At 71.1% G+C, this 25,617-nt stretch carries 26 protein-coding genes and 1 other RNA gene; 13 read left to right on the top strand and 14 right to left on the bottom strand.

Annotated features, from left to right (window positions below):
- Positions 1-42: 42 nt before the first annotated feature.
- From HUG12_RS13505 to HUG12_RS13490, 4 genes are all read right to left on the bottom strand, one after another.
- Complete coding sequence (locus HUG12_RS13505; protein WP_179269272.1) at positions 43-1,551, bottom strand: RtcB family protein; 1,509 nt, start codon at positions 1,549-1,551, stop codon at positions 43-45.
- Positions 1,552-1,596: 45 nt separating this feature from the next.
- Positions 1,597-2,676 carry a DoxX family protein gene (locus tag HUG12_RS13500; RefSeq protein ID WP_179269271.1) on the bottom strand — a complete coding sequence of 360 codons (1,080 nt, stop codon included), beginning with the start codon at positions 2,674-2,676 and terminating at the stop codon, positions 1,597-1,599.
- Positions 2,677-2,770: 94 nt separating this feature from the next.
- Positions 2,771-3,202, bottom strand: a complete 432-nt coding sequence (locus HUG12_RS13495; protein WP_179269270.1) for an archease — start codon at positions 3,200-3,202, stop codon at positions 2,771-2,773.
- Entirely contained in the window at positions 3,199-4,452 is a 1,254-nt protein-coding gene (locus tag HUG12_RS13490) for a DUF502 domain-containing protein (protein ID WP_179269269.1), read from the bottom strand. Before HUG12_RS13490 ends, HUG12_RS13495 begins: the two co-directional genes overlap by 4 nt.
- Positions 4,453-4,565: 113 nt before the next feature.
- On the opposite strand from HUG12_RS13490, the gene HUG12_RS13485 reads away from it, so the two are divergent.
- Positions 4,566-5,060 carry a GNAT family N-acetyltransferase gene (locus tag HUG12_RS13485; RefSeq protein ID WP_179269268.1) on the top strand — a complete coding sequence of 165 codons (495 nt, stop codon included), beginning with the start codon at positions 4,566-4,568 and terminating at the stop codon, positions 5,058-5,060.
- A 392-nt stretch (positions 5,061-5,452) separates the two neighbouring features.
- On the opposite strand, the gene HUG12_RS13480 is transcribed toward HUG12_RS13485, so the two are convergent.
- The gene (locus HUG12_RS13480) at positions 5,453-6,400 is read right to left on the bottom strand and encodes a succinylglutamate desuccinylase/aspartoacylase family protein (protein ID WP_179269267.1); all 948 of its coding nucleotides are present in this window, start codon (positions 6,398-6,400) and stop codon (positions 5,453-5,455) included.
- 459 nt (positions 6,401-6,859) lie between these two features.
- On the opposite strand from HUG12_RS13480, the gene HUG12_RS13475 reads away from it, so the two are divergent.
- From HUG12_RS13475 to HUG12_RS13465, 3 genes are all read left to right on the top strand, one after another.
- Positions 6,860-7,711: a succinylglutamate desuccinylase/aspartoacylase family protein gene (locus tag HUG12_RS13475; protein WP_179269266.1), complete on the top strand. Its 852-nt coding sequence runs from the start codon at positions 6,860-6,862 to the stop codon at positions 7,709-7,711.
- On the top strand, positions 7,708-7,992 hold the full coding sequence (locus HUG12_RS13470) for a hypothetical protein (protein ID WP_179269265.1): 285 nt from the start codon (positions 7,708-7,710) through the stop codon (positions 7,990-7,992). The genes HUG12_RS13475 and HUG12_RS13470 overlap by 4 nt, the downstream gene beginning before the upstream one ends.
- A gap of 207 nt (positions 7,993-8,199) precedes the next feature.
- Positions 8,200-9,870, top strand: a complete 1,671-nt coding sequence (locus HUG12_RS13465) for a right-handed parallel beta-helix repeat-containing protein (RefSeq protein WP_179269264.1) — start codon at positions 8,200-8,202, stop codon at positions 9,868-9,870.
- A 65-nt stretch (positions 9,871-9,935) separates the two neighbouring features.
- Here HUG12_RS13465 and HUG12_RS13460 read toward each other — a convergent pair whose 3' ends face one another.
- On the bottom strand, positions 9,936-10,205 hold the full coding sequence (locus HUG12_RS13460) for a DUF7111 family protein (RefSeq protein WP_179269263.1): 270 nt from the start codon (positions 10,203-10,205) through the stop codon (positions 9,936-9,938).
- Between the two features lie 87 nt (positions 10,206-10,292).
- Positions 10,293-10,607, bottom strand: an RNA gene (gene ffs, locus HUG12_RS13455) — signal recognition particle sRNA.
- Positions 10,608-10,763: 156 nt separating this feature from the next.
- On the opposite strand from ffs, the gene HUG12_RS13450 reads away from it, so the two are divergent.
- A complete protein-coding gene (locus HUG12_RS13450) occupies positions 10,764-11,372 on the top strand; it encodes a hypothetical protein (RefSeq protein ID WP_179269262.1) in 609 nt (202 codons plus the stop codon).
- Between the two features lie 44 nt (positions 11,373-11,416).
- Here HUG12_RS13450 and HUG12_RS13445 read toward each other — a convergent pair whose 3' ends face one another.
- Positions 11,417-11,836, bottom strand: a complete 420-nt coding sequence (locus HUG12_RS13445) for a DUF7548 family protein (protein ID WP_179269261.1) — start codon at positions 11,834-11,836, stop codon at positions 11,417-11,419.
- 106 nt (positions 11,837-11,942) lie between these two features.
- Here HUG12_RS13445 and HUG12_RS13440 point away from each other — a divergent pair, with 106 nt between their 5' ends.
- Positions 11,943-13,097: a thiolase family protein gene (locus tag HUG12_RS13440; RefSeq protein ID WP_179269260.1), complete on the top strand. Its 1,155-nt coding sequence runs from the start codon at positions 11,943-11,945 to the stop codon at positions 13,095-13,097.
- Positions 13,094-13,498 carry a nucleic acid-binding protein gene (locus HUG12_RS13435; RefSeq protein ID WP_179269259.1) on the top strand — a complete coding sequence of 135 codons (405 nt, stop codon included), beginning with the start codon at positions 13,094-13,096 and terminating at the stop codon, positions 13,496-13,498. Before HUG12_RS13440 ends, HUG12_RS13435 begins: the two co-directional genes overlap by 4 nt.
- Positions 13,499-13,603: 105 nt before the next feature.
- Here the strand turns inward: HUG12_RS13435 and HUG12_RS13430 are convergent, their stop codons facing one another.
- Both HUG12_RS13430 and HUG12_RS13425 read right to left on the bottom strand, forming a co-directional pair.
- Complete coding sequence (locus HUG12_RS13430) at positions 13,604-14,437, bottom strand: DUF7547 family protein (protein ID WP_179269258.1); 834 nt, start codon at positions 14,435-14,437, stop codon at positions 13,604-13,606.
- A 78-nt stretch (positions 14,438-14,515) separates the two neighbouring features.
- On the bottom strand, positions 14,516-15,622 hold the full coding sequence (locus HUG12_RS13425; RefSeq protein ID WP_179269257.1) for an NADH:flavin oxidoreductase/NADH oxidase: 1,107 nt from the start codon (positions 15,620-15,622) through the stop codon (positions 14,516-14,518).
- Positions 15,623-15,786: 164 nt separating this feature from the next.
- On the opposite strand from HUG12_RS13425, the gene HUG12_RS13420 reads away from it, so the two are divergent.
- The gene (locus tag HUG12_RS13420) at positions 15,787-15,939 is read left to right on the top strand and encodes a hypothetical protein (RefSeq protein WP_179269256.1); all 153 of its coding nucleotides are present in this window, start codon (positions 15,787-15,789) and stop codon (positions 15,937-15,939) included.
- Positions 15,940-16,262: 323 nt separating this feature from the next.
- Here the strand turns inward: HUG12_RS13420 and dpsA are convergent, their stop codons facing one another.
- The gene (dpsA, locus tag HUG12_RS13415; protein ID WP_179269255.1) at positions 16,263-16,811 is read right to left on the bottom strand and encodes a DNA starvation/stationary phase protection protein DpsA; all 549 of its coding nucleotides are present in this window, start codon (positions 16,809-16,811) and stop codon (positions 16,263-16,265) included.
- 243 nt (positions 16,812-17,054) lie between these two features.
- On the opposite strand from dpsA, the gene HUG12_RS13410 reads away from it, so the two are divergent.
- Together HUG12_RS13410 and HUG12_RS13405 are read left to right on the top strand one after the other, a co-directional pair.
- On the top strand, positions 17,055-18,773 hold the full coding sequence (locus HUG12_RS13410) for a histidine kinase N-terminal 7TM domain-containing protein (protein WP_179269254.1): 1,719 nt from the start codon (positions 17,055-17,057) through the stop codon (positions 18,771-18,773).
- Between the two features lie 101 nt (positions 18,774-18,874).
- Positions 18,875-20,191 carry a HEAT repeat domain-containing protein gene (locus HUG12_RS13405; protein WP_179269253.1) on the top strand — a complete coding sequence of 439 codons (1,317 nt, stop codon included), beginning with the start codon at positions 18,875-18,877 and terminating at the stop codon, positions 20,189-20,191.
- A 62-nt stretch (positions 20,192-20,253) separates the two neighbouring features.
- Here the strand turns inward: HUG12_RS13405 and HUG12_RS13400 are convergent, their stop codons facing one another.
- Positions 20,254-20,493 carry a hypothetical protein gene (locus HUG12_RS13400; RefSeq protein ID WP_179269252.1) on the bottom strand — a complete coding sequence of 80 codons (240 nt, stop codon included), beginning with the start codon at positions 20,491-20,493 and terminating at the stop codon, positions 20,254-20,256.
- Between the two features lie 70 nt (positions 20,494-20,563).
- Between HUG12_RS13400 and HUG12_RS13395 the strand changes: the two genes are divergently transcribed.
- Entirely contained in the window at positions 20,564-22,171 is a 1,608-nt protein-coding gene (locus HUG12_RS13395) for a phospholipase D-like domain-containing protein (protein WP_179269251.1), read from the top strand.
- A 30-nt stretch (positions 22,172-22,201) separates the two neighbouring features.
- Here HUG12_RS13395 and HUG12_RS13390 read toward each other — a convergent pair whose 3' ends face one another.
- A complete protein-coding gene (locus HUG12_RS13390; protein WP_179269250.1) occupies positions 22,202-24,109 on the bottom strand; it encodes a DHH family phosphoesterase in 1,908 nt (635 codons plus the stop codon).
- Between the two features lie 123 nt (positions 24,110-24,232).
- Here HUG12_RS13390 and HUG12_RS13385 point away from each other — a divergent pair, with 123 nt between their 5' ends.
- Positions 24,233-24,718 carry a Mov34/MPN/PAD-1 family protein gene (locus HUG12_RS13385; RefSeq protein WP_179269249.1) on the top strand — a complete coding sequence of 162 codons (486 nt, stop codon included), beginning with the start codon at positions 24,233-24,235 and terminating at the stop codon, positions 24,716-24,718.
- Positions 24,715-25,155, top strand: coding sequence for an adenylyltransferase/cytidyltransferase family protein (locus HUG12_RS13380; protein WP_179269248.1), 441 nt, complete (start codon positions 24,715-24,717; stop codon positions 25,153-25,155). The genes HUG12_RS13385 and HUG12_RS13380 overlap by 4 nt, the downstream gene beginning before the upstream one ends.
- Positions 25,156-25,190: 35 nt before the next feature.
- On the opposite strand, the gene HUG12_RS13375 is transcribed toward HUG12_RS13380, so the two are convergent.
- Positions 25,191-25,568 carry a DUF7528 family protein gene (locus HUG12_RS13375; RefSeq protein ID WP_179269247.1) on the bottom strand — a complete coding sequence of 126 codons (378 nt, stop codon included), beginning with the start codon at positions 25,566-25,568 and terminating at the stop codon, positions 25,191-25,193.
- Positions 25,569-25,617 lie beyond the last annotated feature (49 nt).

Below are 25,617 nucleotides of genomic sequence, written 5' to 3'. Positions count from 1 at the left end.
CGCTCGCGGAACCGGGGAGTCATCGGACGCCGGTGTCGCCCGTCAGCCCTTGATGTTGCAGACCGGGAAGGTGCGGACGACTTTGCGGCCGATGCCGAGTTCGTCGCTCACGCGGACCACCTCGTCGACGTCCTTGTACACACCCGGCGCCTCCTCGGCGACGGTCGCGCCCGACTGTGCCTTCACGTAGATGGCGCTCCCCTCCTCAAGTTCCTTCTGGACGGTCTCCCCCCAGAACTCCTGTTTCGCCCGCGTCCTCGACATCACCCGGCCGGCCCCGTGGGCCGTCGAGCCGAACGTCTCCTCGAGCGACCGCTCCCCGCCGACGAGCACGTAGCTCCCCGAGCCCATGCTACCGGGGATGATCACCGGCTGACCGACCTCGCGGTAGGCAGACGGGATCTCCGGTCTGCCCGCCGGGAACGCCCGCGTCGCCCCTTTCCGGTGGACGTACAGTTCCCGCTCCTCGACGTCCGTCGGGTCGCCGTCGGTCACCGGGCGCCCCTCCGCGTCGACCCCGACCTCGTGAACCTCCTTCTTCGCGATGTTGTGGGCGACGTCGTATAGCAGTTCCATCCCGAGGTCCTCCCAGTCCTCGCGGAACACGCGCTCGAACACGCGGCGCGTCCGATGGGTGATCAGCTGTCGGTTCACCCAGGCGAAGTTGATGGCCGCACACATCGCGCCGTAGTACTCCTCCGCGAGCTCCGAGTCGGCGGGTGCGGCCGCGAGTTCCCTGTCGGGGAGCAGTTCGAGCAGGTCGCCGTGCTGCTTCTCGATTTTCCGGAGGTAATCGGAACACACCTGGTGGCCGAGCCCCCGCGACCCGCAGTGAATGAGGACGACGATCTGATCCTCGGACAAGCCGAACGCCGACGCGACGTCCCCGTCGAACACGTCCGTGACCCGCTGAACCTCGAGGAAGTGGTTCCCCGAGCCGAGGCTCCCGAGCTGGTTCTTCCCCCGGTCCTTCGCCTTTCCCGAGACGAACTCGGGGCGCGCGTCCGACCGTCGTCCCTCGTCCTCGCAGTGTGCCAGGTCGTCGGCGGTCGCGTAGTCGTGTTCGAGAGCCCAGTCCATGCCACGCTCGAGCACTGCGTCGACGGTGTCGACGTCCGTCTCGACCACCCCGCCCCCGCCGAGGCCGGAGGGGACGTTGGTGAAGAGCTGGTCGACGAGTTCCTCCTCGCGCCCTCGCACGTCGTCGTAGGTCAGGTCGGTCCGAACCATGCGGACGCCGCAGTTGATGTCGTAGCCGACGGCTCCGGGCGAGATGCAGCCGTCGGTCGCGTCGGTCGCGCCCACGCCGCCGACCGGGAACCCGTACCCCTGGTGGCCGTCGGGCATGCAGACGGCGTACTTCGTGATGCCGGGGAGGTGGGTGGCGTTCTTCAGTTGCTGGAGCGTGTCGTCGTCCGCGATCTGTTCGAGCAGCGGTTCGCTCGCCAGCACCCGGGCGGGCGCGTTCATCCCGGCCTCCTGCGGGATCTGCCAGACGTACTCGCGCACCTTTTCCAGTCGAATGCCGTCGTATTCGCGTGACTCGGTCATTGTCTGGATAGACACGCCGACCGCGGAAGAGCGTTTCCGCTCGCGCTAGTCGGCCGGGACGCCAGGCTCGTCCGAGGCGGAGAACACTGCCGTGTCGACCGAGAACGGCCCGGCGCCCGTGACCAGCAGCGCCGAAACCAGGCCGAACAGGGAAACGTGGGCGAGCACCGGATCGTCGGGGAGCGCGAACAGCGTCGTCGTGAAGACGACGAACGCGGCCGCCGACGCCGCCCTCGTGAACAGCCCCACGAGGAGCACCACGCCGAGGAACAGTTCGGTGAACGCCGCGCCGAGCACCCATAGCTCCGGGGGAACCACCGGTACAGCCGTTAACCCGTACTTGTCGACGACGGCGAGCGCGACCTCGGGCGTCAGTAGCTTCTCCGCCAGGCCCAGGTAGACGAACGCGGCGCCCATCCCGACGCGGACGACCGTCGGAACGAACGGGCGGTACGGCGCAGTCCAGCGGTCGAACGGGATCGCTACGCGGCGATAGACCGGATCGAGCCTCGAGTAGACGGTATCGTCGTCGGCTGCGAGCCGCGAGATGACGTGGTCGGCGCTCGGGCGACCGCTCCCCGTCACGAACACGGCGATCAGCCCGGCTGGGTACTCGAGCGCGAACAGGAGTTCGGGGTGAGCGGGCAGCAACGCGAGGTAGGTGACGAGCGCCGTGGCGGCGACCGCACGGGTCGCCAGCCCGAACAGGAGGAGAAAGCCGACTGCGACGCCGAACGGCCGGACCGGGACGACGGTTCCGGCGTCGGTTACGAGCGGCGTGAACAGGTATCCAGCGTAGCCCGCGCCGACCATCGGAAGCCCGATAGCGAGTCGGAACAGCCAGGGGAGGTACTCCTCGTACTCGGAGAGCGCCCCACGGAAGGTCCGAACGTCCGTCGAGAACGGCCGGAACCGGAGGTAGCCCACCATCGTGACGGCGATCCCCGCAGCCCCGCCGACCAGCGCGCCAGCGACGACGGGATCGCCGAGTGCCGCGATCAGGAACGCCACTGGATCGCCCCGCTCCGTGGCGTCCGTGACGTATCTGACGTGTGCAGCAGCCGTCCCCGGCAGCAGGAGACAGGTGCCCGCCAGCACCGTCAAGGCCGTGAGTCGACGTGCCATCGATAACTGTACCGACGGCACTGTAGTAAATCCGACTCTTCGGGTACGGACGGACGACTCGAAGGGAACGCCCCGTACGTCGCGCAGGACGATGCTACACGTCGAAAACCACGTACGCGTGCCACCCCTCGGCCGTCTCGGTCAGCTCCATCTCCGAGTAGGTCACCGCCTTCACGTCCCGCGCTCCGGCGACGTCCGCGAAGGGGACGCCGCGGGCGCTCGCCTCGACCACCCATTCGTCGCCGTCCCGCCGGACGGCCGCCTCGTTGTCGACGGGGAGCACGCCCCGGACGTCGCGCTCGTAGATGAGTTCGTCCAGGTAGTCGAACAGCGCCGCCTCCGGACCCTCCGACCTGACGGTGAGGGGGAACCTGTCCCCGCCGGTCTCGGGGACGTCCTCGCACATCGCGGCCGCGAGACCGTCTGCGACCGCCGCGAACGCCGCGTCGACGGTCGGGCCGGTCGCCTCGACGGCCACGTCGGCGGTGTGTTCGCGCAGATCGAACGCCGTCCGGTCCCCCGTCACCGTTCGTTTGACCCCCCGTCCGATCGGTCGCCCGACTCGCGTTTCGTCGCCTCGTCCCCGTCGAGGTCGCTCCCGTCCGTGACCTCCTCGGGCGGCGTCCCCCCGCCGGCGCCGTCGGAATCCGATCGGCCGGCGGCCTCGGCCGGGGGGCGGTCCGGCCGGTCGCGGAGTTCAGGGTCCCGGTCGGCGGCGGCCGCCGGTTGCTCCTCGGCCGCGTCCGTCTCGGCGTCGTAGCGGCCCGCCTCGCGGGCGGGGGTCACGGACGACTCCTCGCGCCCGTACAGCGAGTACGGCTGTTCCGCGTCGGCCAGTTCGTCGACGTCGTCGTCGGGATCGCCACGCTGTGTACGGGTCCGGCGGGCGACGTCGGCGGGCGTCGTCGACCGCTCGGGCGACACGTGGCGGTCCCACTCCTCGTCCCGGTCCGCGTCCAGATCGTCGCCCCGCCTGAGGTCGGGCGAGTCGAGATCGGGATCGAGCTGCTGGTCGGCGTGTTCGACGGCCGAGAGCTCCCGGAGTTCGGACTCGGAGAGCCCGCCGGAGCCGGGGCGGCCGCCGGAGACGGCGACCCCGCTCGTGACGATGGCCCGGATGCCCTCCTCGACGGTCATGTCGACGTCCTTCACCTTCCCGGCCGGCATGTGGACGAGGTGTCCCCCCATCACCGGGTTCGGCGCGAGCGGGAGGAACAGGGTCAACATCCGTTCGTGGCCGGCGGGCACGCGGAGCGCCTCGGGCGTCTCCGTCGTGACGAACCCCAGCGTGTACGCCCCCTCGTGGGGGAACTCCACCAGCTTCACGTCCCGGAAGTTCTGGGTGTCGTCCTCGAGCATCACGTCGGACATCCGTCGGAACGACTCGTACACCGAACCGACGGCGGGGATGGCGGCGATCCCGGCGTCGAAGTAGTCGATCGCGATTCCGCCGAACCGCGTGGAGTTGACGAAGAGGCCGACGACGAAGATGAGCGACAGGAGGACGACGGGCGTCAGGAGTTCGACGACGCGCTCTCGACTCACCGTGACGAACCCGAGGTTCCCGACCGGGAGCCCCACCCCGGCTTCCCGGTGGAGTCGGAGGACGACCGTCGAGAAGAGATCGAGGTACGTGTAGACGTACCGCCCGGCCACCGCCAGAACGACGGCCGTGATGACGAGCGGTACGATCACCGCGACCCCGGTGACGAAGGCCCCGCGGAACGTCGTCCTCACGGAACGCCCGACGGTCCGGGCCGACCAGTCCCCTTGCATCACGCCAATCGAAGGGGAGGGGACGCAAAATCGTTCTGCCCGAGCGCGAAACGGTCGGGCCCGACCGGCCATCGACGGTGGAGTTATATCCCCCTCACGACAACCGATCCGTAGTGAGCGTCAACGTCGAGAGACGGGTGGACGGGCCCGGAGACGCCACCAGCGTCGAGGACGCCTGGACGCTCAAGGAGCGGATCCGGGGAGCCGAAGGCGTCCTGAAACAGCGGCGCGGCTTCTTCGTCGACGCCTACCGCCGCTCGACGACGTATCTCCTCTTCGAGAACGGGACCCTCGAGTCGGAGGACGACACGCTCGTCGCCTTCGCCTCCGTTCGACGCGACGGCTACGTGCTCTTTCTCGCGGTCGCGCCCGAGGCCCGGGGGCGCGGCTACGCCAAGCGACTGATCGCGGAGGTCGCGGAGGAGCACGGGAGCGTCACCTGTCACGCCCGGACGACGAACGACGACGCGCTGGGCTTCTACCGGCACGTCGGGTTCGAGGTCGTCCGCCGGATCGACTCCTACTACGAGGACGGGGGTGCGGCCTACTACCTCAGGCTCGGCGGCGACGGCGGGCTGACCGAGCGCCTCTCCGACTTCCTCCGGTAGCCCGAGCCGGTAACCCCTTGTGCGCGGACCCTCTACGTCCGGGTGCGTGCCTCTAGTCCCCGCCCGAGTGGACCCGAACGGGTGCGATGACAGCGCGGAGAACCCGGGCGCGCGACACCGGTCGCGAACGCGACCCGGCCACGTCACCGGCCGTCCGAGGTGACGCCGTCCGGCGGTCCCGGCGGGACCGCCCGCCCGGCACGAGGGTTTCCCGACCGACGCGGCACGCCGCCAGGGATGAGGTCGGACGTTAGTGTTCCGGGCGACATTCTCTCACCCGTAGCGACGGCCATGGCCGCACGTCGCACGTGAAATCGGCGACCGACCGAACCCGTACGCGGAGAGTCGTCCCGCTGAGACCCGATACGAGCGAGCGTGTCCGTTCCGTCCGGTCAGCGCCCCGGCCGCTCCCCCTCCACCAGTCCGTGCAGTCTGAGTAGTTCCCACGTGATCGCCGTCGTCCACTCGACGCGGGTTTCGAGGTCGGTGTCCCGTTTGGTCGTCTCCACGAGATAGGCCGGCTTCCCCATGTCGCCGGCGACCTTCCGGGTGAGCGACACGCCGGAGCGGCCCATCACGTTCCCGCGCCGGAACGAACGGTTCCCCCGCAGTTCGAACTCGCGGTTGGTCCGGCCGACCGCCGCGTCGGCGTGTTCGACCGCGGGACCGGTGACCGTCGGGAAGACGGCCTGGCCGACGCCGCCGTCGACGCCGTAGATGCCCCGCGAACTGTGAAGGTCGACGACCACGTTGGCGTCGTGTCGTTCGAGGACGCCCCAGACGGTCCGCGCCTGCGCGGTCCGCGGACGTTCGCCGACCGGGAACTGGCCGTTGAGATCGCGCCCCCGGACCTCCCGCATCCCGTTCTCGACCGCCGCGGGGTTCGCCTCGGGGACGACCACCAGGGTCCCCCGTTCGATCTCCCAGTTCTCGACGCGGCCCGCGGCCCGGTATCCGGCCGGTTCGTTGCCGTGCTGTCCGCCCACCACGACGACCGTCGGACCGGGGTGCCCGCTCTCCACGACGGTGACTGCGGTCTCGTTCACGCCCTCGCCGACCGTGTAGGTGTACCTCGTCGACGCGTTCGCGCCGGACGTCACCGCCTCGCCGCTGGTTCGCCGGGTCGCGGGGCTGGCCGTCCCGGCCGCGCCTTCGGTGCCGACCGCCGGTTCGGTCCCGGTCGCGAGTCCGGGGGAGTTCGAGGCGTCGTCCGGCGGCGCCGCGTCGGTCAGGAGGGCACCGACTGCGCCGGGAGCGAGGAACGCCGCCGCGCCGACGCAGACGAGACAGGCAGCGACGAGTCCGGCCAGCGTACGGCGGGGGGGCAACTCCTCGGTCATCCGGCTTCCGGTTCCACCCAGGGGAGTGACCGACCTAACTACTCGCAGGCTAAATCGGAGACGGGCCGGGACGGATTCGTCCCTCCCGTCGCCCCGCGCACGGTCCGGGACGCCGTCCGACGGCTTAACACCAATATAAGGAAAGTCCCGCTCCGCCGAGACGGTACCGATGACGGAGTCCGTTCGGACGTCAGGACGGCCACCGTTCCGGGACAGCGGATCGGGGGCGACGCCGTTCGACGACTACACGAACCGGTCGGGACGCGCTCGTGCCGCACCGGTAGCTCGCGCCCCGTCGACGGGTGGCCGGTGCGGAGTGAGCGACCCACCCGATCCCGGGGCGTCGGTTGGTCCACGGGGGGCGGTCGCCGCCTCGGGAGGTCGCTAGATGCGGCGTTCGCGGGGTCGGGCCGGCCGCGCGTCCGGAGCGTTCCCGAACGGAGGTGACCGCCACCGTCGATGAACCGGCGAACGCTCCTCCAGCGCGCGGGTACCGCGGCGGTGCTCCCGTCGCTCGCATCGACCGTCACGCGGCTGGTCCGGGGGTCCGGTCAGGGATCACCCCTCGCGGGCGGCGACCCGCGAAGCGGCGATCCCTCGTCGACGACCACGCTCGCGTCCGGGACGGAACACGCCACGCCGGTGTACGTGAACGACGCGGAGGCCGACGGCCCGACGGCGCTGGTCGTCGGGGGGATGCACGGCGACGAACGACCGGGCTACCTCGCCGCCGAACGGCTACGGTCGCGGGTGCCCGCGGCCGGAACGCTCGTCGTCCTCCCCCGCGCGAACCGGGTCGCCATCGAGCGGGGGACCCGTGCCGGCGAGGGGGGCGACCTCAACCGCCAGTTCCCGGCGGGTAGCTCCCCCGAGACGGGGCTGGCCGACGAGATCTGGGACCTCGTCGAACGGCGCGATCCGGACGTCGTCGTCGACCTGCATCGGTCGCTGGGGATATACGGACGGCACCACGCCAGCGTCGGCCAGGCGGTCTTTCCCGCCGACGTGGGCGAGGCGCCGACCGTCGCGGCGGACGTCGTGGACGTGCTCAACGATGACGCGGTTCCGTGGTACATGCCGCTCCACGAGTTCGAGCGAGGGCGGAGCCTCTCGGGCGACCGGCCGATGCTCGTCCACAAGGTCGCCGGCGATCTGGAGCGGCCGGGATACCTCGTGGAGACGACGCAGTTCCTCGTGGACACGTCGACGCAGGCGGAGTGGCTGGCGCTCGCGGCGACCGCGCTACTGGAACGGCACGGCGTGGAACTCGCACCCGACGACGGCGCGTCGACGACGGGGGGACCGGCGTGACGCCGGACCGGCGGACCCTCCGGCGGACGGTTCTCGGCAGGGACGTCGTGGTCGTCTTCGCGCTGCTCGTCGTCCCCGTGGCCGTCGGCGCCGCCGACACGAGGCTCATGACGCCGCTTGCGCTTCCCGGGTACCTGCTCCTCACGCTCGGCAGCGCCATCGGGAGCCACCTCTTCCCCAACTACGCGCTCTGGGTGTTCTGGGTCCCGTTCGTCGGGGGGTCCTACGGCGTCTCGGTCGTCGTGGCCGCCGCGTACCGCCGGCTCCGCTCGCTCGCCTGAGGACGCCGGGCCGAGCGTCGCCGGCGACGCGGTCGTGGAGGCGGAGTGGGACGGAGCGCTCGCCACGCGTTCGGTCACCAGCCGACACCGAGCCGTTACGACTACCACCGTGAGGAACGTATCGGCCCGTACATGCGCGAGGTTCGCCGCCGCGCGTTCTGTGCACTGATGGCCGCCTCGACCGGAGCCATCGCCGGGTGTAACTCCATGACACGGGAAACGACCGCCGACGCGCCAGAGTCGAGCGAGGGGGGAACGATCGTCACCACGCGGGAGGAACTCGAGGACGCCTTCGCCGACCTCTCGCCCGGCGACACCGTCCGCATCAGCGACGAGAACGCCCCGTACCGAACGACGGAGTGGCTCGACGTCGACGTCGACGACGTGACGGTCGTCGGACCGGGCGTGCGGACGCTCATCAGACCGATGTCGGGCGCGAACGTCGGGGGGTTCCGGATCGGACACAACGAGCGCTGCCGGGGGACGCTGATCCGCGGGGTCGGCTTCCGTGGGACGCCGACGGTTCCCCGCGGGTCGGCCGAGCGTCTCCACGGCATCGCCGTCAGGAACGCGACCGACGTCACCCTCGAACGGAACGAGATCCGGGAGACCTACCCGCGCGCACACGGGGACGGCGGGAGCGGGATCAGCGTCACCCGGCGGTGCTCTGACGTCCGGATCCTCGACAACCGGATCCACACGTTCGGCGACCGCGGCGTCCAGCTCGCCGGCGAGCGCATCGTCGTCTCCGGGAACGAGGTCTCGGGCGGGCTCGACAGGCCGATCGCGTGCGACCTCTGGTACCCCGACCGGCGCAGCTACACCGCCGAGAGCGTCTCCGTGTTCGGCAACATGCTCGGGAACTCGGTCGAGGGGAGCCTCATCGGCGTCGCGCGGAACGACCCGACCGGCCCGGACCACGGCTACGTCAGCGTCTTCGGGAACGTCGGCTTCGGCCACCACAAGTCGTTCTGCCACGTCAGAGGTCCAAACACCGTCCGGAACGTCACCGTCAGGAACAACGTCAGCCGCCAGTCGACCGACGGGCTCGACACGGAGGAGACGACGAAGTTCGCCGGGGTCACCATCGACGGCGCCGCGGGCGAGAACCTGCTCGTCGAGAACAACGAACTGTACGACTACAGCGGACACGGCGTCAACGTCGTCAGCACGGTCGAGGGGATCGGCGTCCGGAACAACACGATCTCCTCGCCCGGGCTCGCGGGGATCAGGCTCGTCGGGGACGTCGAGGGCGTGGTCGACGGCAACCACGTCGCGAAGCCGTCCGAAACCGGAATCCGGCTCGAGGGGACCTCCGGCGTCACCGTCAGGGGGAACGACGTGCGGAAGCCGGGCGGGCCCGGGATCCTCACGGTCGGGTCGCGGTCGGGCGTGGGCGACGTCGTCACCGCGAACCACGTCGTCGCGGGCGGGGCCGACTCGAGCGGCGGTAGTTCGAGCGGAGACGCCCCCGCCATCGTCGTCCGCGACTACGGCGCCAGGGTGCGGGGCAACGCCGTCAGACAGGGGGGTGGTGCCGCCATCGTCGAGGGCGACGACGCGGGCGACAACTTCTACGAGGGGAACTGGGCCGACGGGCGGCGCCCGTGGCGGATCGCGAACCCCACCTCCCGGATCCGCAACCACGCACCCCCGGTCGACGTCCACCGGAACGTGACGACCGACGCCGACCGGCCCGTCGTCCGTCTCGAGTTCGACCAGCCGTACGCCCGTCCCCCACGCCTCTCGTTCGGGCGAGTCGCCGGCGGCGTGCGGGAGCGGGCGTTCGAGACCGACGACGACGGCAACTACGTCGGCGTCCGACTCACGGCCCGGAACGCGGACGCGCCGATGGACGTCTTCGTCGACCCGGCCTGAGGCGTCGCGCCCACCGGGAGCGCGTCGCGTCCGTACGACCGGGCGTCACGTCCACACGGCCGAGGTCACATCCCCATGTCCGCGGCGTCGTCGGGGACGGGGAGATCACGGACGTCGACGCCGAGCAGTTCGGCGGCGTGGTCGAGCGCCACGTCGAACCCGTAGTACCGCTCGAGCTCGTCGCCCCCGGGACCCGTCCGGACCTTCAACATCGCGTACCCCTCCAGGTTCTGTGCGACGGTCGCGGTCCGACCGTCCCGCTCGAACGTCAGCACGCGTTCCGTGTCGGTCTCGCGGTAGTCCGCAGTCACGCCGTCCGCGTCGGCTTCGCTCATGGTCGGACGTCGGGGCGGCGGGTAACGAACCTTCGGATGCCGACCGACGTGCCCGTCGGTGCGGGACGGTTGAAAACGGGATATGAGTGGTGGACGGGCCGGCGTTGCCCGGGGGTTCCGCCGCGGGGAATCCCGGGTGCCTCCTCGGCCCCGCGACCCGACGAGCGACGGGCGTTCGGCGGTGGGCTGCTCGCTTCCGCGCCTGACCCGGTGCCGCCGACGAGCCGCGGGCGAGCACCCCTGCGGGTGCGGCCCGACGGACCGCTGTCCCCGGCGGACGAGGCTTCGACGTCGGCTTCCGGGGCCCGCGACGGGCGCCCCGGACGCCGCCGGCGTTCGGTCCCCGCTGAAGACTCTCTCGCGGGTGACGGGCAGGGCCTAACTGCCCGACCTAGTCCACTTCGAGGTTGGCCGGTCCGACTTATGGGCCTTGCGGTCGCGCCCGGGTCGGCGATCGACCGCCGGCCGGTCCTCGCCCGCCGCGGCCGCGAAAGACGGGGACGCGACCGGGGAAACCGGGGGAGCTTTCCCCGCCCCCGACGTGGACGCCGACGAGCGATGCGGGAGGACGAACTGGCGACGGCGGTCGTCGAGCACTTCGGGGTCGCCTTCGACGACGCGACGGTCCGGCTCGAGGAGCCGTACGACCACTACGGCAACCGCGGCGTCGTGGACGCCCACGTCCGCGTCCGCGGGGCCGCACCCGTCGACTACCTCGTCGAACTCAAGTCCGACGCCGCGCTCGGACACGTCACCGGCGCCAACGAGGTGCTCCGCCAGTACCGGCGCATGGAGCGCTACTTCTACAAGGACGAGGAACACTCGCTCCGCACGTCGATCGCCCGGGACGGCCCCGGCGTCCACGTCATGCTCCTGTTCGCGCCGACGAGTCGTTGCGTCGAACACGTCTGGGAGCACCGACGCCTGTACGGTTCGGTCGACCAGCGAGGGACGGTCGGGGGCGCCTCCGCCGCCCGCAAGGTCGCGTTCCTGACGAACCTCGACGCCGCGGCCGAGGGCGGGCTGGGGTTCCTCAGCGTGAACGGCGAGGTCGACGTCGGGAGCGAGGAGTTCGCCGGGTTGGTCCCGCCGGACTCCCGGCTCGCCTCCGCGCTCGGGGCCTCGGACCGAACCTGGCCCGGCCGTGCCGGATCCGCCGCGGATTGAGTCCGAAGCCGGCCGAGGACGCGGCCGACCGGGTCGGGAGCGGGCTAGGACCGCAACACCGCCCTCGCGTAGGCGGCGGCACTCAGCGGCACGACCGCCGCGCACGCGAGGACGACCCACCGGTGGGAGGTCATCCACTCCGCGTCGGCGGGAAACGAGAACACGTTCTCGGGGTCGACCGCGAGCGCCCACAGCAGCGCGAGCGCGACGAGCCCGAGCGAGGCGACGAGCGCGACGCCGGCGACCGTGTCGGGCGCCGTCCTGCCCCGCTTCCCGGAGAGGAACACGACGACCAAAAGGACCGCGAGGAAGCCGACGCCCCCCGCCCCCACGGGGCCGCTGGCGTAGTAGACGGAGAGCCCGGTTCCGGGGTCGCTGATGAGCGCGTACGGCGCGGCGAGCGCGAGCAGCGTGGCGAGACAGCCGGCGATTCCGGCGGTCGGGGCGGCGTCGGCGAGGTCCATACCGGCCGTCCGGGGGGCGGCCACTTAATCGGTGTCCGTTCGCCCGCCCGTCGGCGCCCGGCCGACGGAGGGAAACTGCGAAGTGGCCCCGGTTCGCCCGGCCAGTATGGACCGAGTCGCAGTCATCGGCGCGTCGATGACCCAGTTCGGGCGACGCGACGCGTGGATACGGGAACTGCTCGCGGAGGCGGGGGAGGCCTGCCTGGACGACGCGGGAGTGCCGCCGGACGCGGTCGAACACCTCTACGTCTCGAACATGGCGAGCGGCGAGTTCGAGGGTCAGACGGGCGTCCCGAACGCGCTGGCACACGACCTCGCGGCGATGCCGGCGTACACCGCGCGGATCGACCAGACCTCCTCGTCGGGCGGCGCCGGCACGTACGCCGCCTGGCAGTCGGTCGCCTCCGGCGCCTCCGAGATGACGCTGCTCGTGGGCGGCGAGCGGATGACCCACCGGTCGACCGCGGAGGCGACCGACGTCATCGCATCGCTCACCCACCCCTGCGAGTACAAACACGGCGTGACGCTCCCCTCGTTCGCGGGGCTGACCGCCCGCCTGTACCTCGACACGTACGACGCGCCCCGGGAGAGCCTCGGGAAGGTCGCGGTGAAGAACCACCGGAACGGGGTCGACAACCCCCACGCGCAGTTCCGGAAGGAGGTCGACCTGGAGACGGTGCTCGACTCGCCGGTCGTCGCCGACCCGCTCCGCCTCTACGACTTCTGTCCCATCACGGACGGCTCCGCCGCATTGCTGTTCTGTCCGGAGTCGGTGGCGCGCGAGTACGCGGACGAGTACGCCGTCGTCTCGGGCGTCGCGGGCGCGACCGACACCCACGTCGTCCACGAGCGCGCGGACCCGACGACGATGCGCGGCGTCGTCGAGTCCGGCGAACTCGCCTACGAGATGGCCGACCTGGAACCGTCGGACGTGGACGTCGCGGAACTCCACGACATGTTCACCATCCTCGAGTTCCTCCAGTTCGAGGACCTCGGGTTCGCCCCCAAGGGCGAGGGGTGGAAGGCGGTCGACGAGGGTCGCACGGAGCGGGACGGCGACCTCCCGGTGAACACCTCCGGCGGCCTGAAGTCGAAGGGCCACCCGCTCGGCGCATCGGGCGTCGCACAGGTGTACGAGATATACCGGCAGGTGCTGGGCGACGCCGGGGAACGGCAGGTCGACGCCGACGTCGGCCTCGCCTGCAACGTCGGCGGGTTCGGCAACTGCGTGACCACCACCATCCTGGAGGCGGGCGCATGAGCGACCGAACGGACGGAGGGCACGAACGGAACGACGCTCCGGCGCTGGAGGCGGCCCGCTACCCCGACGGCAGCCTCACCTACCCGTCGCACCCGGTCGGTCCGGGCGGGGAGGCGCCGGTCGAGACGGTCGACCTGAGCGAGTACGTTGCGACGGTCGTCACCTGGACCACGTCGACGGCGACGCCGCCGGGCGTCCGCGAGCCGAACCACCTCGCGATCGTCGAGTTCGACGTGGACGGCGAACCGGTCCGCGCCGTCGGACAGGCCACGACGGGGGAGATCGGGATCGGCGACGAGGTGGAGCCCGTGTACTGCGAGGAACTGCGGGACCCCGACGCGGGCATCCGGGAACCCGACAGCCAGGAGTGGGACGGCTACCGGTTCAGGCCCGTCGAGTAGCACGGCCGACCCGTCGAGTAGCACGGCCGACCCGTCGAGTCGCACGACCCGGTCGCGTTCGTGTGCGAATGCAGTGCCTGCGGACGCGGTCCCGGTCGATACGAACTATTCGTCCGACTGCTCGTCGTCGTGACCCCGGTGGTCTTCGTCGGTGCCCTCACCGTCCTCCGCGACCGATCCGTCGGGATCGTCACCCTCGACGGGGGCGTCCGGAGGCCCGGCTTTCCCCATCCGCTCCTTGATGGAGCGGAGTTCGGCGTCAACGTCCACCTGTTGGTTCCCCCTCGGTTCGCCGCCGTCCTCGACCCCGTCGCTCGGCGAGGAGTCCACGTCCGCCCCGTCCTCGTCGTCCCCGCCGTCCGAGACGTCGATGACGACCGCGTCGTCGGCGTCCCCCGCGTCGGCTCGCCGCTCCCGGTCGCGTTCCCGGTCGACGGCGTCGCGGGACGCCGCGATGCGCTCCTCGATCTCGGCCGTCAGGTCGCGCGCGTCCTCGAGGACGCTCCGGGACGCCTCGTCCTCCGGGAGATCGGCCTCGGCGAGTTCCGTCCGGAGCCGGGAGAGCGCGTCGGTGACGTCCGAGGCCGCGCGGTCGCGCGCTCCGGACAGGACCGGGGAGAGCCGCGAGCGGCCGGGGTCGCCCGCGCGGCCGCGGTCGACCCCGCCGCCGAGTTCGAGCAGTCGGCGGAGCAGTTCCAGCGCCTCGATGGTCGCCCGGAGGGTGGCCACGACCGTCGGGATGGTGTAGTCGGTCGTGAACCGCAGGAGTTCGCCGGGCGTCGGCGGTCGCGGCGGCGTCCATCGCCCGCGGTCGCCGCCCCGGCGGGGCTCGCGGCCGCGGCCGTCGTCGAGTTCGGCCCGGAGCTCCGAGAGGGTCGATTCGAGCTCCGCGAGGAGCGCGGCGAGGTCCTCGTCGTCGCGGGCGTCCCTGTCGCTCATACCCGGGCGTTGTGGCCCTCGCGCGAAAAACCTACCCCGCGAACGCGGCGGCCGGCGCGGGAACTCGGGGCCCGGTTCTCAGTTCGAGACGGCGCGGCGGTACTGCACCGGCCACTCGACGCGGTCGGTCTCGCCCAGTTCCTCCGCCGCGTGGAGCGGCCAGTACGGCGAGCGGAGGAACTCCCGAGCCATCAGGACGGCGTCGGCCCGGTCGTTCGCCACGACGGCCTGGGCCTGCTGCGGGTCGGTGACGCCTCCGACGGTGCCGACGGCGACGTCGGACCCCATCTCGCGGGCGTGCTCGCGGATCGTCTCGGCGTACGGGAGCTGGTAGTTCGGCCCGGCGTAGGGGACCCGCTGTGCCGGCGAGACGCCGCCGGAGCTCACGTCGATCAGGTCCGCCCCGGCCTCGGCGAGGAGCGGGGCGAGCCGGGCGGACTGCTCGACGTCCCACGACGGCTCCTCGTCGATCCAGTCCGTGGCGGAGATCCGCACGAATACGGGCTTGTCGTCGGGCCAGACCGACCGAACGGCGCCCGTGACCTCCCGCAGGAGCCGCGTCCGGTTCCCGAAGGAGCCGCCGTACTCGTCGGTCCGGTCGTTCGCGACCGGCGAGAGGAACTCGTGGAGGAGGTAGCCGTGGGCGGCGTGGACCTCCGCCACCTCGAAGCCCGCGTCGCGGGCGCGCTCGGCCGCGTCGGCGAACTCCGCGACCAGATCCTCGATCGCTCCCCGGTCGAGCTTCCGGGTCGGCTGCTCGTCCCCGTCGCGCGGGTACGGCTTCGCGCTCGGGGCGAGCACCTCCCAGCCGCCCTCCCCTGGCGGGATCGGGTCGCCGCCGTCCCACGGCCGCCGGGTGGAGGCCTTCCGGCCGGCGTGGGCGAGTTGGATCGCGGGAACCGAGCCCTGCGAGCGCACGAAGTCCGCGACGGGGGCGAGCGCGTCCGCGTGCTCGTCGGACCAGATGCCCAGATCGTGGGGCGTGATGCGTCCCCCGGGGGTTACGGCGGTCGCCTCGGCCATCACCAGCCCCGCGCCGCCCACCGCACGGGAGCCGAGGTGGACGAGGTGCCAGTCGGTCGCCAGCCCGTCGGGCGAGGAGTACTGACACATGGGCGACACCATCACGCGGTTGGGGAGCTCCGTCCCGCGGAGCGGGAGCGGGGAGAACAGCGTCTCGACCATGCCCGGCGTAGGTGGGGGCGTCGTTTAGGGCCGTTGTCCGGCGACGCGTTTGCCCGAACCCCGGACGACGTCCGCATCGGCGCGCGGTTCGCTCGTCCGGGGACGGCGGCCGCCGTTTCGGCGGACCAAAACCTATATACGATTAGGTCGACCTAATCCACGTGATGGCAGTCACCGACGCGCAGGACGTCGAGGAAACCGCCTCGCGAGTCTCCGTCGCGGCGCTCGGGAGTTCCCCGGACAGGACCGTGTTCACGGAGGCCGGCAACGTCGACGGCTGGATCTCCACCGACGTAACCGTCGACCTCGAGCGATAACCGGGCGAGGCGGCGTCGAATCTCGCTCCCGCCCCGCCGCGAACGGCCACCCGTTTCTACGGGCGTTCCGTCGTTCCTGTTAGCACCGACGATACAGACCCGACGGGCCCCCACGGTTCTCCACGCGTTCACCGTGGGGGCTTCGCCCCGAATCGATCACCGGTCGACCCCGAGCCTCTCGCGAACGAGAGCCCGTCCGCTCGGGGACTATGGCGAGGACGGCGTCGTCCGGAGCGGTCTGGACGGAAAATCGGGAAAGTTTGGTCGTGGGAGAGATCGGATTGTCGGACGGCGTGCCCCGGCCGGGACCCGCCGGCCCGATCTCACTCCATCGCGTCCGGGAAGACGAGCGTGTCGTCCTCGAGGTAGTGCTCGACGTGGTGGGCGTCCTCCTCGACCTGCACTAGGTTCTCGCGGAGCAGTTCCGAGGTGGCGTGGTCGCCGAGGTTCTCGGCGAGTTCGACGTGTTCGCGGAGCGTCTCGATGATGTCGCCGTACATCTCCATGTCGTTCGAGAGCGACGTGCGGATGTCGTAGACGTCCTCGTCCTCGGCCTCGACGGGGGACTCCTCCGACAGGGTCGCCATGTTCGCGTGGGGGACGCCGCCGAGCGCCTGCACCCGCTCGGCGAGCTCGTCGGCGAACAGTTCGGCGTGTTCGGCCGCCTCGTCGAGGAACAGGTGGAGGTCGCGGAACTCCGCGCCTTCGACGTTCCAGTGGTGCTTCTTCAGCTGGTGGTAGAGGACGTACGTCGCCGCGACGTCCGTGTTGAGCGCGTCGACGATCTGTTCGGCCCTGTCCGCGTCCATCCGGAGCGCCTCGCTTCCCTCGACGGAGCCGGCGCTTGCGCGGACGTTCTTCTGGGTGCTCATAGCGGTTCCACCTTCGGTCCGAATCCCCTTAAATCTATGCTGCCGCGAACTCCTCTTTCCATTTCGGAAAGTATAATTCCTAAATCACCCAAATTTCCGGATCGTTCCGGAACGTGCGGGCGTTCTCGGAACTGCGAATCCGGGGCGCACCGTTAAGTGGCGGTCGCCTGAACTTCGATCGATTACCGTACCACGTGTTGGAGGATCGAACGGACACGTCCGATCCGTAGGAGGGGAACCGGGATGAGTTTCCCCGAACCGTTCGCGAGCGGGTCGTACCTCCCGCTGCTCGGCCTCGCGGCGACGACGAGCGTCGCGACCGCCGTCGGTTCGTGGCGATATCGGAACCGGACGGGCGGCGGCGCGTACGTGGTGCTCACGACTGCCGTCTCGGTGTGGGTGCTCGCGGACCTCCTCGGCTACCTCAGTTCCACCCTCCCCCGGGCGATGCTGGCCCACCGACTCACGTACCTCGCCATCAGCGTCGTCCCCGTCGCCTGGGTGGTCCTCGCGCTCAGGTACGTCGGCCGCTCCGACCTGGTCACCCGACGGCGGGTGGGCCTGCTCTGTGTCGTCCCAGCACTGACCCTGCTCGTCAGCCTCACAAACGGCCACCACGGCATGCTCTGGGAGGTCCACGGACTCTCGGAACTGTCGGGGATGACGACGCTCTCGGCGTCGTCGGGACCGTGGTTCTGGGTCCACACGCTGTACTCGTACGCGCTCCTCGTCGTCGGAGCCGGCGTCTTCGTCCGCTGGAGCCTCCGGGGGGAGGACGTCCGCCGACCCCAGTCGGCCGCGGTGCTCGGCGCCGTAGCGCTCCCGTGGGCGACGAACGTCCTGTACGTGACCGGCGTCGTCGCGCTTCCGGTCGACGCCACGCCGGCGTCGTTCACGGCCGCCTGTGTGCTCCTGTGGGTCGGCCTGTTCAGGTACGGCTTCCTCGACGTGGTTCCGGTCGCGCGCAACCGCGTCGTCGAGGAGATGCGCGAGGGGGTCGTGGTCCTGAACGAGCGCGACCGGGTGGTGGACGTGAACCCGTCCGGTCGGCGGCTCATCGAACCGGACTCGATCGTGGGACGGCCGATCGGGGAGGTGTTCGCCGAGGAGAGCGTCGAGCGGTTCGGGGACGTCGTTGACGGGGGCGGCAGGATCGGCGTCGAACGTGACGGGAGGAGACGCCACTTCGACGTCCACATCTCGCCGCTCTCGACCGGCGGGGGCGACCGGGTCGTCATCTTCCACGACGTGACCGACGAGGAGCGCAGCCGGAAACGGCTGGCCGAACGGACCCGGGAACTCGAGCGACAGAATGAGCGCCTCGACCGCTTCGCGTCGGTCCTCGGCCACGACATCCGGAACCCGCTCGCGGTCGCACGCGGGTGGACGGACGTCATCGCCGACGGGGACGTCGACGACGAGGCACTGTCACGGGTCGAACGCGCACACGATCGCATCGAGACGATCGTGGACGACACGCTCGCGCTCGCGCGTTCCGGGGACGACCCGGACCCCGTACCCGTCGAACTCCGGTCGCTCGCACGCGAGGCGTGGGCGAACGTCGAGTCGGACGCGCCGTTCGAGGCCGACGTCGACGTCGTCGTCCTCGTGGACCGGGCCCTGACGCTCCGGGCGCTCGAGAACCTCCTGCGGAACGCGGTCGAACACGGCGGAGAGGGCGTCTCCGTTCGCGTCGGCGGGTTCGAAGCCGGCGACGATTCGGCCGGCTTCTACGTCGAGGACGACGGGCCCGGAATCCCCGAGGGGATCCGCGAGGACGCCTTCGAGTACGGGACGTCCGGCGAAACCGGCGGGACCGGCCTCGGACTGGCGATCGTCCGTGACGTCGCCGAGGCGCACGGGTGGGGCGTGCGGTTCGAGTCGTCCGACGCCGGGGGTGCGCGGGTCGTCGTCGAGGGCGTCCCCCTCGCGGGCAGTCGACGGACCTTCGGATCGGCGTGAGCGTCGGGCACCGCGCTCACGGACCGACTGCGGAGTCCCGGACGCCCCCGTCGCTGTTCGGAAGGGAAACGCCCTTGTAGCCGTCACGCGGACGCACGAGTATGAGTGACGACGAACCCGCCGAGGAACAGTCGGACGAGGCGGGCGAGGACGCGCCGGTCCCCGACGTCTCGGCCGAGGACCTCGACGCGCGCCTCGAGGAGGCCGCCGAATCGCTCGACGCCGCGGATACCGAAGCGGACCTCGACGGGGTGGAGGCGACCCTCGACGGGATCGAGGCCGACCTCGAGGCCGCCGACCTCCCCGAACCGGACGAGGACGACGAGGACGCGGAGGACCCCCGGGAGGAACTCGAGTCCCGCCTCTCGGACGTGCGGAGCGACCTCGAGGACCAGCGCGGCCCGTACGCGTCTGACGTGGTCGCCGACGTGGAGGAGGCCGCGACGACGGTCCGGGACACCCGCTGGACCGAGGGGGGCGAGTCCGACCTCCCCGGCGTCGTGTCCTCGTTCCTGGCGGACGTGAACGAGACGCTGGGGAGCGACCTCTCGACCGACGCGGCCGAACCGGACGCGCTCGCCGACGACCTCGAAGGGGCAGCAGAGACCGTGGAGGGGGCGGACCTCGACGCCGACGACGACGCCGGGACCATCGCGGCGCTGCTGGAGGCGACCGACGCGCTCGAGAGCGACCTCGAGGACGTGGAGGAGTGGGGCGACCTGGAGACCCACGAGCAGCTCCGAGCGCAGGGGTTCTACGACGTGCTGGGCCACTACAAGGACTTCCCGCCCGAGTGGGCGGCCCTGAAGGAGTGGGAGAAGCGCGGGAACGTGGAGATGGTGCTGCTCGCGCTCGACTCGCTCCAGTCCGACTTCATGGAGCGACACGCGCTGGAGGCGATCACCCGCATGAACGACGGGGACGCGTTCGAGGCGATGCACCAGCGCGCCGGCAAGCGCGACCAGCCGGCGATCCGCGCGCTCGGGAAGATGGCGGCCGAGGACGCCGTCGAGACGCTCGTCGAGTACGTCGACTCCGACTCGAATCCGGCCCTCCAGAAGGTGACGTTCAAGGCGCTCGGCGAGATCGGCCACGAGGACGCCGTCCAGCCGCTGGCGAACAAACTGGTCGCGGAGAACGACGAGGTGCGCCCATACGCGGCCCGTGCGCTCGGTCTCCTCGGCGACACGCGCGCGATCGAACCGCTCGCCGACGTCGCGGCCGACGACGACAGCGACGCCGTCCGCGCCGCCGCGCTGTGGGCGCTCCGCCAGATCGGCACCGAGGCCGCACTGGAGGCCGCCGCCGAACACGGCGGCGACCGCTCGTTCATCGTCCAGACCGAGGCCGAGAAGGCCCGCGACGCCCTCGACTCCACGGGGAGCGAGGGGGGAGAGGCGGCACGAACGACGGCGTAAGTCGACCATCCGGTCCGTTGGCTTCGAAAGCGATCCTTCACCCCGAAGGCGGCCCGACCGTTCTACAGCAGTTCCCCGAGGAACAGGAGCGTGAACCCCGCACCGACGAGCAGGCCCCCGACGCGCCCGATCCTCGTGTGTTCGCGCAGTTCGTCCGGCGTGATGTCGATGTCGTAGCTGTCGAACTCCGCGCGATACTCCACGTACGAGGGGTGCTGCATGAACTCGACGAACACGAGCACGCCCCCGACGGCGCCGAGCGCCGCGCCGGCGAGTCGTAGTCCTTCGGCGAACGTGACCATACGCCGCCCGGGGCGTCTCGGCCCAAAAGCGCTCCGAAGCTTCTTGTAGGGGGACGGGACCAGACCCCGCGTGCGTCGCCGGAGCCTCGCGGTGCTACTCGCCCTGCTGCTCGCAGCGACGGCGCCGCCGGGGGCCGCCGCTACCGCCGTCGTCTCCGGGGAAACCCCCCACGACGGCGACCCGGCAACGGGGCCGCGTATCGTCTCCGTGTACCCGAACCCCCCGACTCCCGGCGACCGCGGCGAGTACGTCCAGGTCCACGTCCCGCCGGGGAACTGGACGCTCTCCGACGGGGAGTCGTCGGTCACGTTCGGGGGCGACGGCGGGCGCGTCGTCGTCACCGGCGAACCGGACGCGCTCCCGAACGGGACGGACGGCAGGGTTCGGGAGTCGAGGCTCGAACTGTCGAACGCCGGGGAACGGCTCGTGCTCGTCCGGGGGAACGTGAGCGGGCCCGCGGTGGACTCGGTGGAGTACGAAACCGCCCCCGAGGGGGAGCGTTGGCTCCGAAGCGCGGACCCGAACTGGCGACCGCTCGGCTACGAACCGCGGGAGGCAAAGGCCGTCGGGGCGGCGGAAGCGACGGCGTTCGTCCTCCCTGACGCGCCGGAACTGCCCGTCGAGACGATCCGGGGCGCCGAGCGACGGCTCCTGCTCGCGGGGTACACGTTCGGCTCCGAGCGAGCCACGTCGGCGCTGGTCGCGGCCGCGGAACGGGGCGTTCGCGTCCGGGTGCTCGTCGACGACGCCCCGGTCGGCGGCATCACGACACGACAGGCGGAGCTGTTCGACCGGCTCGTCCGCTCGGGCGTCGACGTCCGCGTCCTCGGCGGCGAGCACGCGCGGTTTCGCTATCACCACCCCAAGTACGCGGTCGTGGACGACGCGGCTCTCGTGACGACCGAGAACTGGAAGCCGGCCGGGACCGGCGGCGCCGACAGCCGCGGGTGGGGCGTGCGACTCGACTCGCGGCCGGCAGCCGACGAGCTCGCGTCCGTGTTCGACCACGACGCCGGCTGGCGCGACGCACGCCCCTGGCGGGAGTACAGCGACGGCGAGAGCTTCACGCCCGCCGAGGCGGAGGACGGGTCGTATCCGGCGGAGTTCGACCCGGAGCGGGTCGACGCTCGGAACGTGACGGTGCTGACCGCGCCCGGGAACGCCGAGGGGGGAGTCGTCGAGGTGATCGACGCCGCCGACGACCGGGTCGACGTCGTCCAGCCGACCGTCGAGGACGGACCGATGCTCGCGGCGACGCGCCGGGCCGCGGAGCGCGGCGTCGAGGTCCGACTGCTCCTCTCGGGGGCGTGGTACGTCAACGAGGGGAACGCCGCGCTGGCGGAGCGGCTCAACGACTGGGCGGACCGGACGGCGGTTCCCCTCGAGGTCCGACTCGCCGACCCCGCCGGCCGCTACGGGAAGGTCCACGCGAAGGGCGTCGTCGCCGACGACGCGGTCGTCGTCGGCTCGCTGAACTGGAACCCGACGAGCGCGCGGGAGAACAGGGAGGTGGCGGTCGTGTTGCACGGCCCGGAACCCGCAGCGTACTATCGGCGGGTGTTCGAAGCGGACTGGCGGGCGGGGACGGGCGGACCGCCGCGGGGGTTGTTGCTCGCGGGCGTCGGAGCGGCCGCCGGAACGGTGCTGTACGCCCGCCGGCGGATCGAGTTCGCGTGAGGGGCGGCCGGCGAGCGCCCGGAACGGGCGCTACTCGCCGATGGTGACCGTCGTCGAGAGCTCCTCGTCGATGTCGGCCTCGCCCATCTTCCCGACGAGCGAGTCGAGGACGTCCCCGCGGCGCCCCTTCACGAACTTGATGGAGCCGACGACGAGGTGACCGCCGCCGGAGACGCCCCCGCCGACGACCTCCTCGTTCAGTTCCGTGACCATCTGCGGGATGTCGAGTCGGACGCCGTCCGAGCGAAGGACCGCGAAGTCGGGGCCGTAGCCGATGGTGATGACCGGCTCGCCGTGTTCGCGGACCTTCCGGTCGTGGAGTTCACCCGTCGTCTTGCCCGGCGCGGGGTAGGTGAAGCGGTGGGCGAACCGTTCGAGGTCGACCCGGTAGAGGTGGGCGCCGGAGTCGAGCGTCTCGTGTTCGACGTGGGGTTCGACGGCCTCGAGCTGTCGGTCCACGTCGCGGGCGGCCCGGTCGGCGAGGAACGCGACCAGCTCCTCGTGTCGCCGCTCGTCCTCGCAGCCGACGTTCAGCACGTCGTTCACCAGGGTCTTCCCCTCGCTGTAGCGGAGCCAGTGGGCGGCGTAGTCGAGCGCCTCGCCCACGTCCTCCAGCTCCTCGCGGTCGTAGCCGACGGACTCGGCGAGATCGACGTAATCCGTCATGACCTCGGCCTTGGAGCGGTCCGAGAGCCCGGCGACGGCGGGCACGTGACGGAGGTCGTCCGTCACGTCCGGGTCGATCATCCGGGCGAGTTCGACGCACATCATCCCGGTCGTGATGCGGTAGTCCTCGTCGTGGAGGTACGGGTTCACGTGGGCGTCGAGCAGGTCCTCGACCGCCTCCGGGTCCGGGTGGTGGTGGTCGACGACCGCGATGGGCATGTCGTAGTGGGCCAGGTTCTTGTAGGCGGGGACGTCCTCCTCGGTCGACCCGTTGTCGAGCATGAGCAGGAACGGGAGCTTCTGCCCGTGGCGCGAGCGACCCTCGAGCGCGAAGTTCAGGTCGCGCGTGACGTCCTCCATCTCGTAGAACGGCGCCTTGCTCGGCAGGCGCTTCAGGTGGTGGAGCGCCGCGTCCGAGTCCGCGTGCACCGAGCGGATGAAGTTCTCGAGCGCGACCTGGACGGGGATCGCGGCACACATCCCGTCGCCGTCGGCGTGGTGGCGGATCCGGATCGGCCGCCCCTCGAGGACGGTCCGCCGGAGGAGTCGCGCGACCTCCTCGAGGTCGCCGCGGAGCTTCTCGAAGGCGTCCCACTCGACGAGCGGTTCGACCGACGCCGGCTCGGCCCGCTCCGCGAACGCCTCGTCCAGCCGCTCGCGGGCCGCGTCGGCCGCCTCGCCCTCGAGGGGTGCGAGACGCTCGGCCTCGAGCTGGAGCGACCCCTCGTGCTCCTCGACGCCGCCCGAGACGCGGACGAGGTCGCCGATCCCGATCCCGGGGTGCGCGCGGACGCCGGCCTCCTCGAACGCGGCGGCGGCGACGATGCCGGTCCGGTCGCCGACGTGGAAGATCGTCGGGCCGCCGGTCTGTTTGATCTGGACGACCTCGCCCTCGACGGTCACGTCGCGACCCACCTGCAGGGCGGCGACCGCGGTGATCTCGGGCTCGTGGTCGACGGCCACCGTCTCGTAGTCGTCGGGGTCGGCCAGCGCGAAGGAGACGTCGCCGTTCTCCTTCACCTCCTCGAGGACGACGATCAGTTCGTCGCCGACCGAGAAGGATTCGCCGTTCATGTTCGACTCGTGGACCAGCCCCGAGAGCGCCTCGGAGACGTCGACGAAGACGCCGTAGTCGACGACCCCGTTCACGGTCGCGTGGTAGCGTTCGCCGACCTCGACGTCCGAGAGCGTACAGCCGGACGAGAGGTCGTGGACGACGGGACTCGAATCGTCCCGGTCATCGCCGGAACCCCCGGCGGGTGAATCGTTCATGGGGGGCGTACGGCGAGGCCGTGTATAAGGCTTGTAATATGGAGTCCGGGGACGGATCCGACCGCCCGCGACGTCCCCACCCCCATCGACACCCTTAGAAGGCGACCGCTCCGACGCTTCGACATGCGACTGTTCCGGTCGGGCGAGGTGCTCGGCATCGCCGCCGAGACGCTCGAGTTCGCGCTGGAGGCGGCCGGCGAGACCCATCCGAACGAGTACATGGGGTTCCTCCGGGGAACCGACGCCGCCGAACTGAACCTCGCGCGGGAGGGAACGGTCATCACGGACGTGCTCGTCATCCCCGGCACGACCTCCTCGCCGGAGAGCGCGACGGTCCGCGAGAACCTCGTCCCGAACGGTTCGAACGCCGTCGGCTCCATCCACTCGCACCCGAACGGCGTGTTGCGGCCATCGAACCAGGACCTCTCGACGTTCCACTCCGGCGACGTCCACGTCATCATGGGCGCGCCGTACGACCGCGACTGCTGGCGGGCGTTCGACTCCGAGGGGGAGCCACGCGAACTCGACGTGCTCGACGTCGCGTTGCCCTCGGACGAGGAGTTCTTCGACTTCGATCAGTCCGACATCGACGCGGAGCTGTACGAATGACCGGGGAGCCGACCCGCGCGCTCGCCCAGGGGACGTTCGACCTGCTCCACCCCGGACACCTCCACTACCTCGAGGAAGCCGCCGGGCACGGCGACGAACTCCACGTCATCGTCTCCCGGAGCGCGAACGTCACGCACAAGCCGGCGCCCGTCTGTCCGGACCGCCAGCGGCGGGACGTCGTCGCGGCGCTCTCGGTCGTCGACGAGGCACACCTCGGCGACCCTGAGGACTACTTCGTCCCCGTCCGCGAGATCGACCCCGACGTGATCGTGCTCGGCTTCGACCAGCACCACGACGAGGAGGGGATCCGCGCCGCCCTCGGCGAACGGGGACTCGTCGCGGACGTCGTCCGCGCCACCGGCCGGGAGCCGCGCTACGACGGCGAGATGCTCTCGACCAACGAGATCATCCGTAAACTCCTCGAGGAGCGCGGGTAGGGTCCGCTGCGTCCGATCCGCCGCCCGCGAGCCCGTCAGGCCCCCCTCTTGCGGGCCGTGAGCGGCTGTCGGGAGACCAGTTCGCAGTCGAACGCCGGGTGTTCGGCGAGGTGCCTGACGAGTATGTGTCGCCGACCGCCGGTCAGCCCGCTCCGCCCGACGTCCTCGGCCGTGAACTCGCGCGGCAATCGGCTGTACAGCCGTTCGAGCGCGGTGAACCGCTCGAACACCTTGCTGTGGCCGGCGGAGTCCGCTCCCCGCCGTTCGACGACGTAGCTCCCGTCCTCCCGGTGTTCGCCCGCCGTGTACAGGAACTCCCTGCGCCGCGTGAGCGCCTCGGCGAGTTCGTCGCGGAGCGTGCGGGCCGCCTCGCGCGAGAGCCGTCGCTCCGCGCCGTCGAGCGTGAGCGTCACCTCGCCGTCCGCGGCGGCGGAGACGTCGGCATCGGGAGCGTCGTGCGTC

It is taken from the genome of Halorarum salinum (genome assembly GCF_013402875.1).
GTDB classification, from domain to species: Archaea; Halobacteriota; Halobacteria; order Halobacteriales; family Haloferacaceae; genus Halorarum; species Halorarum salinum.
Note: the sequence above shows the minus strand (reverse complement) of the source record. Positions and strands in the feature narration are given on the sequence as shown.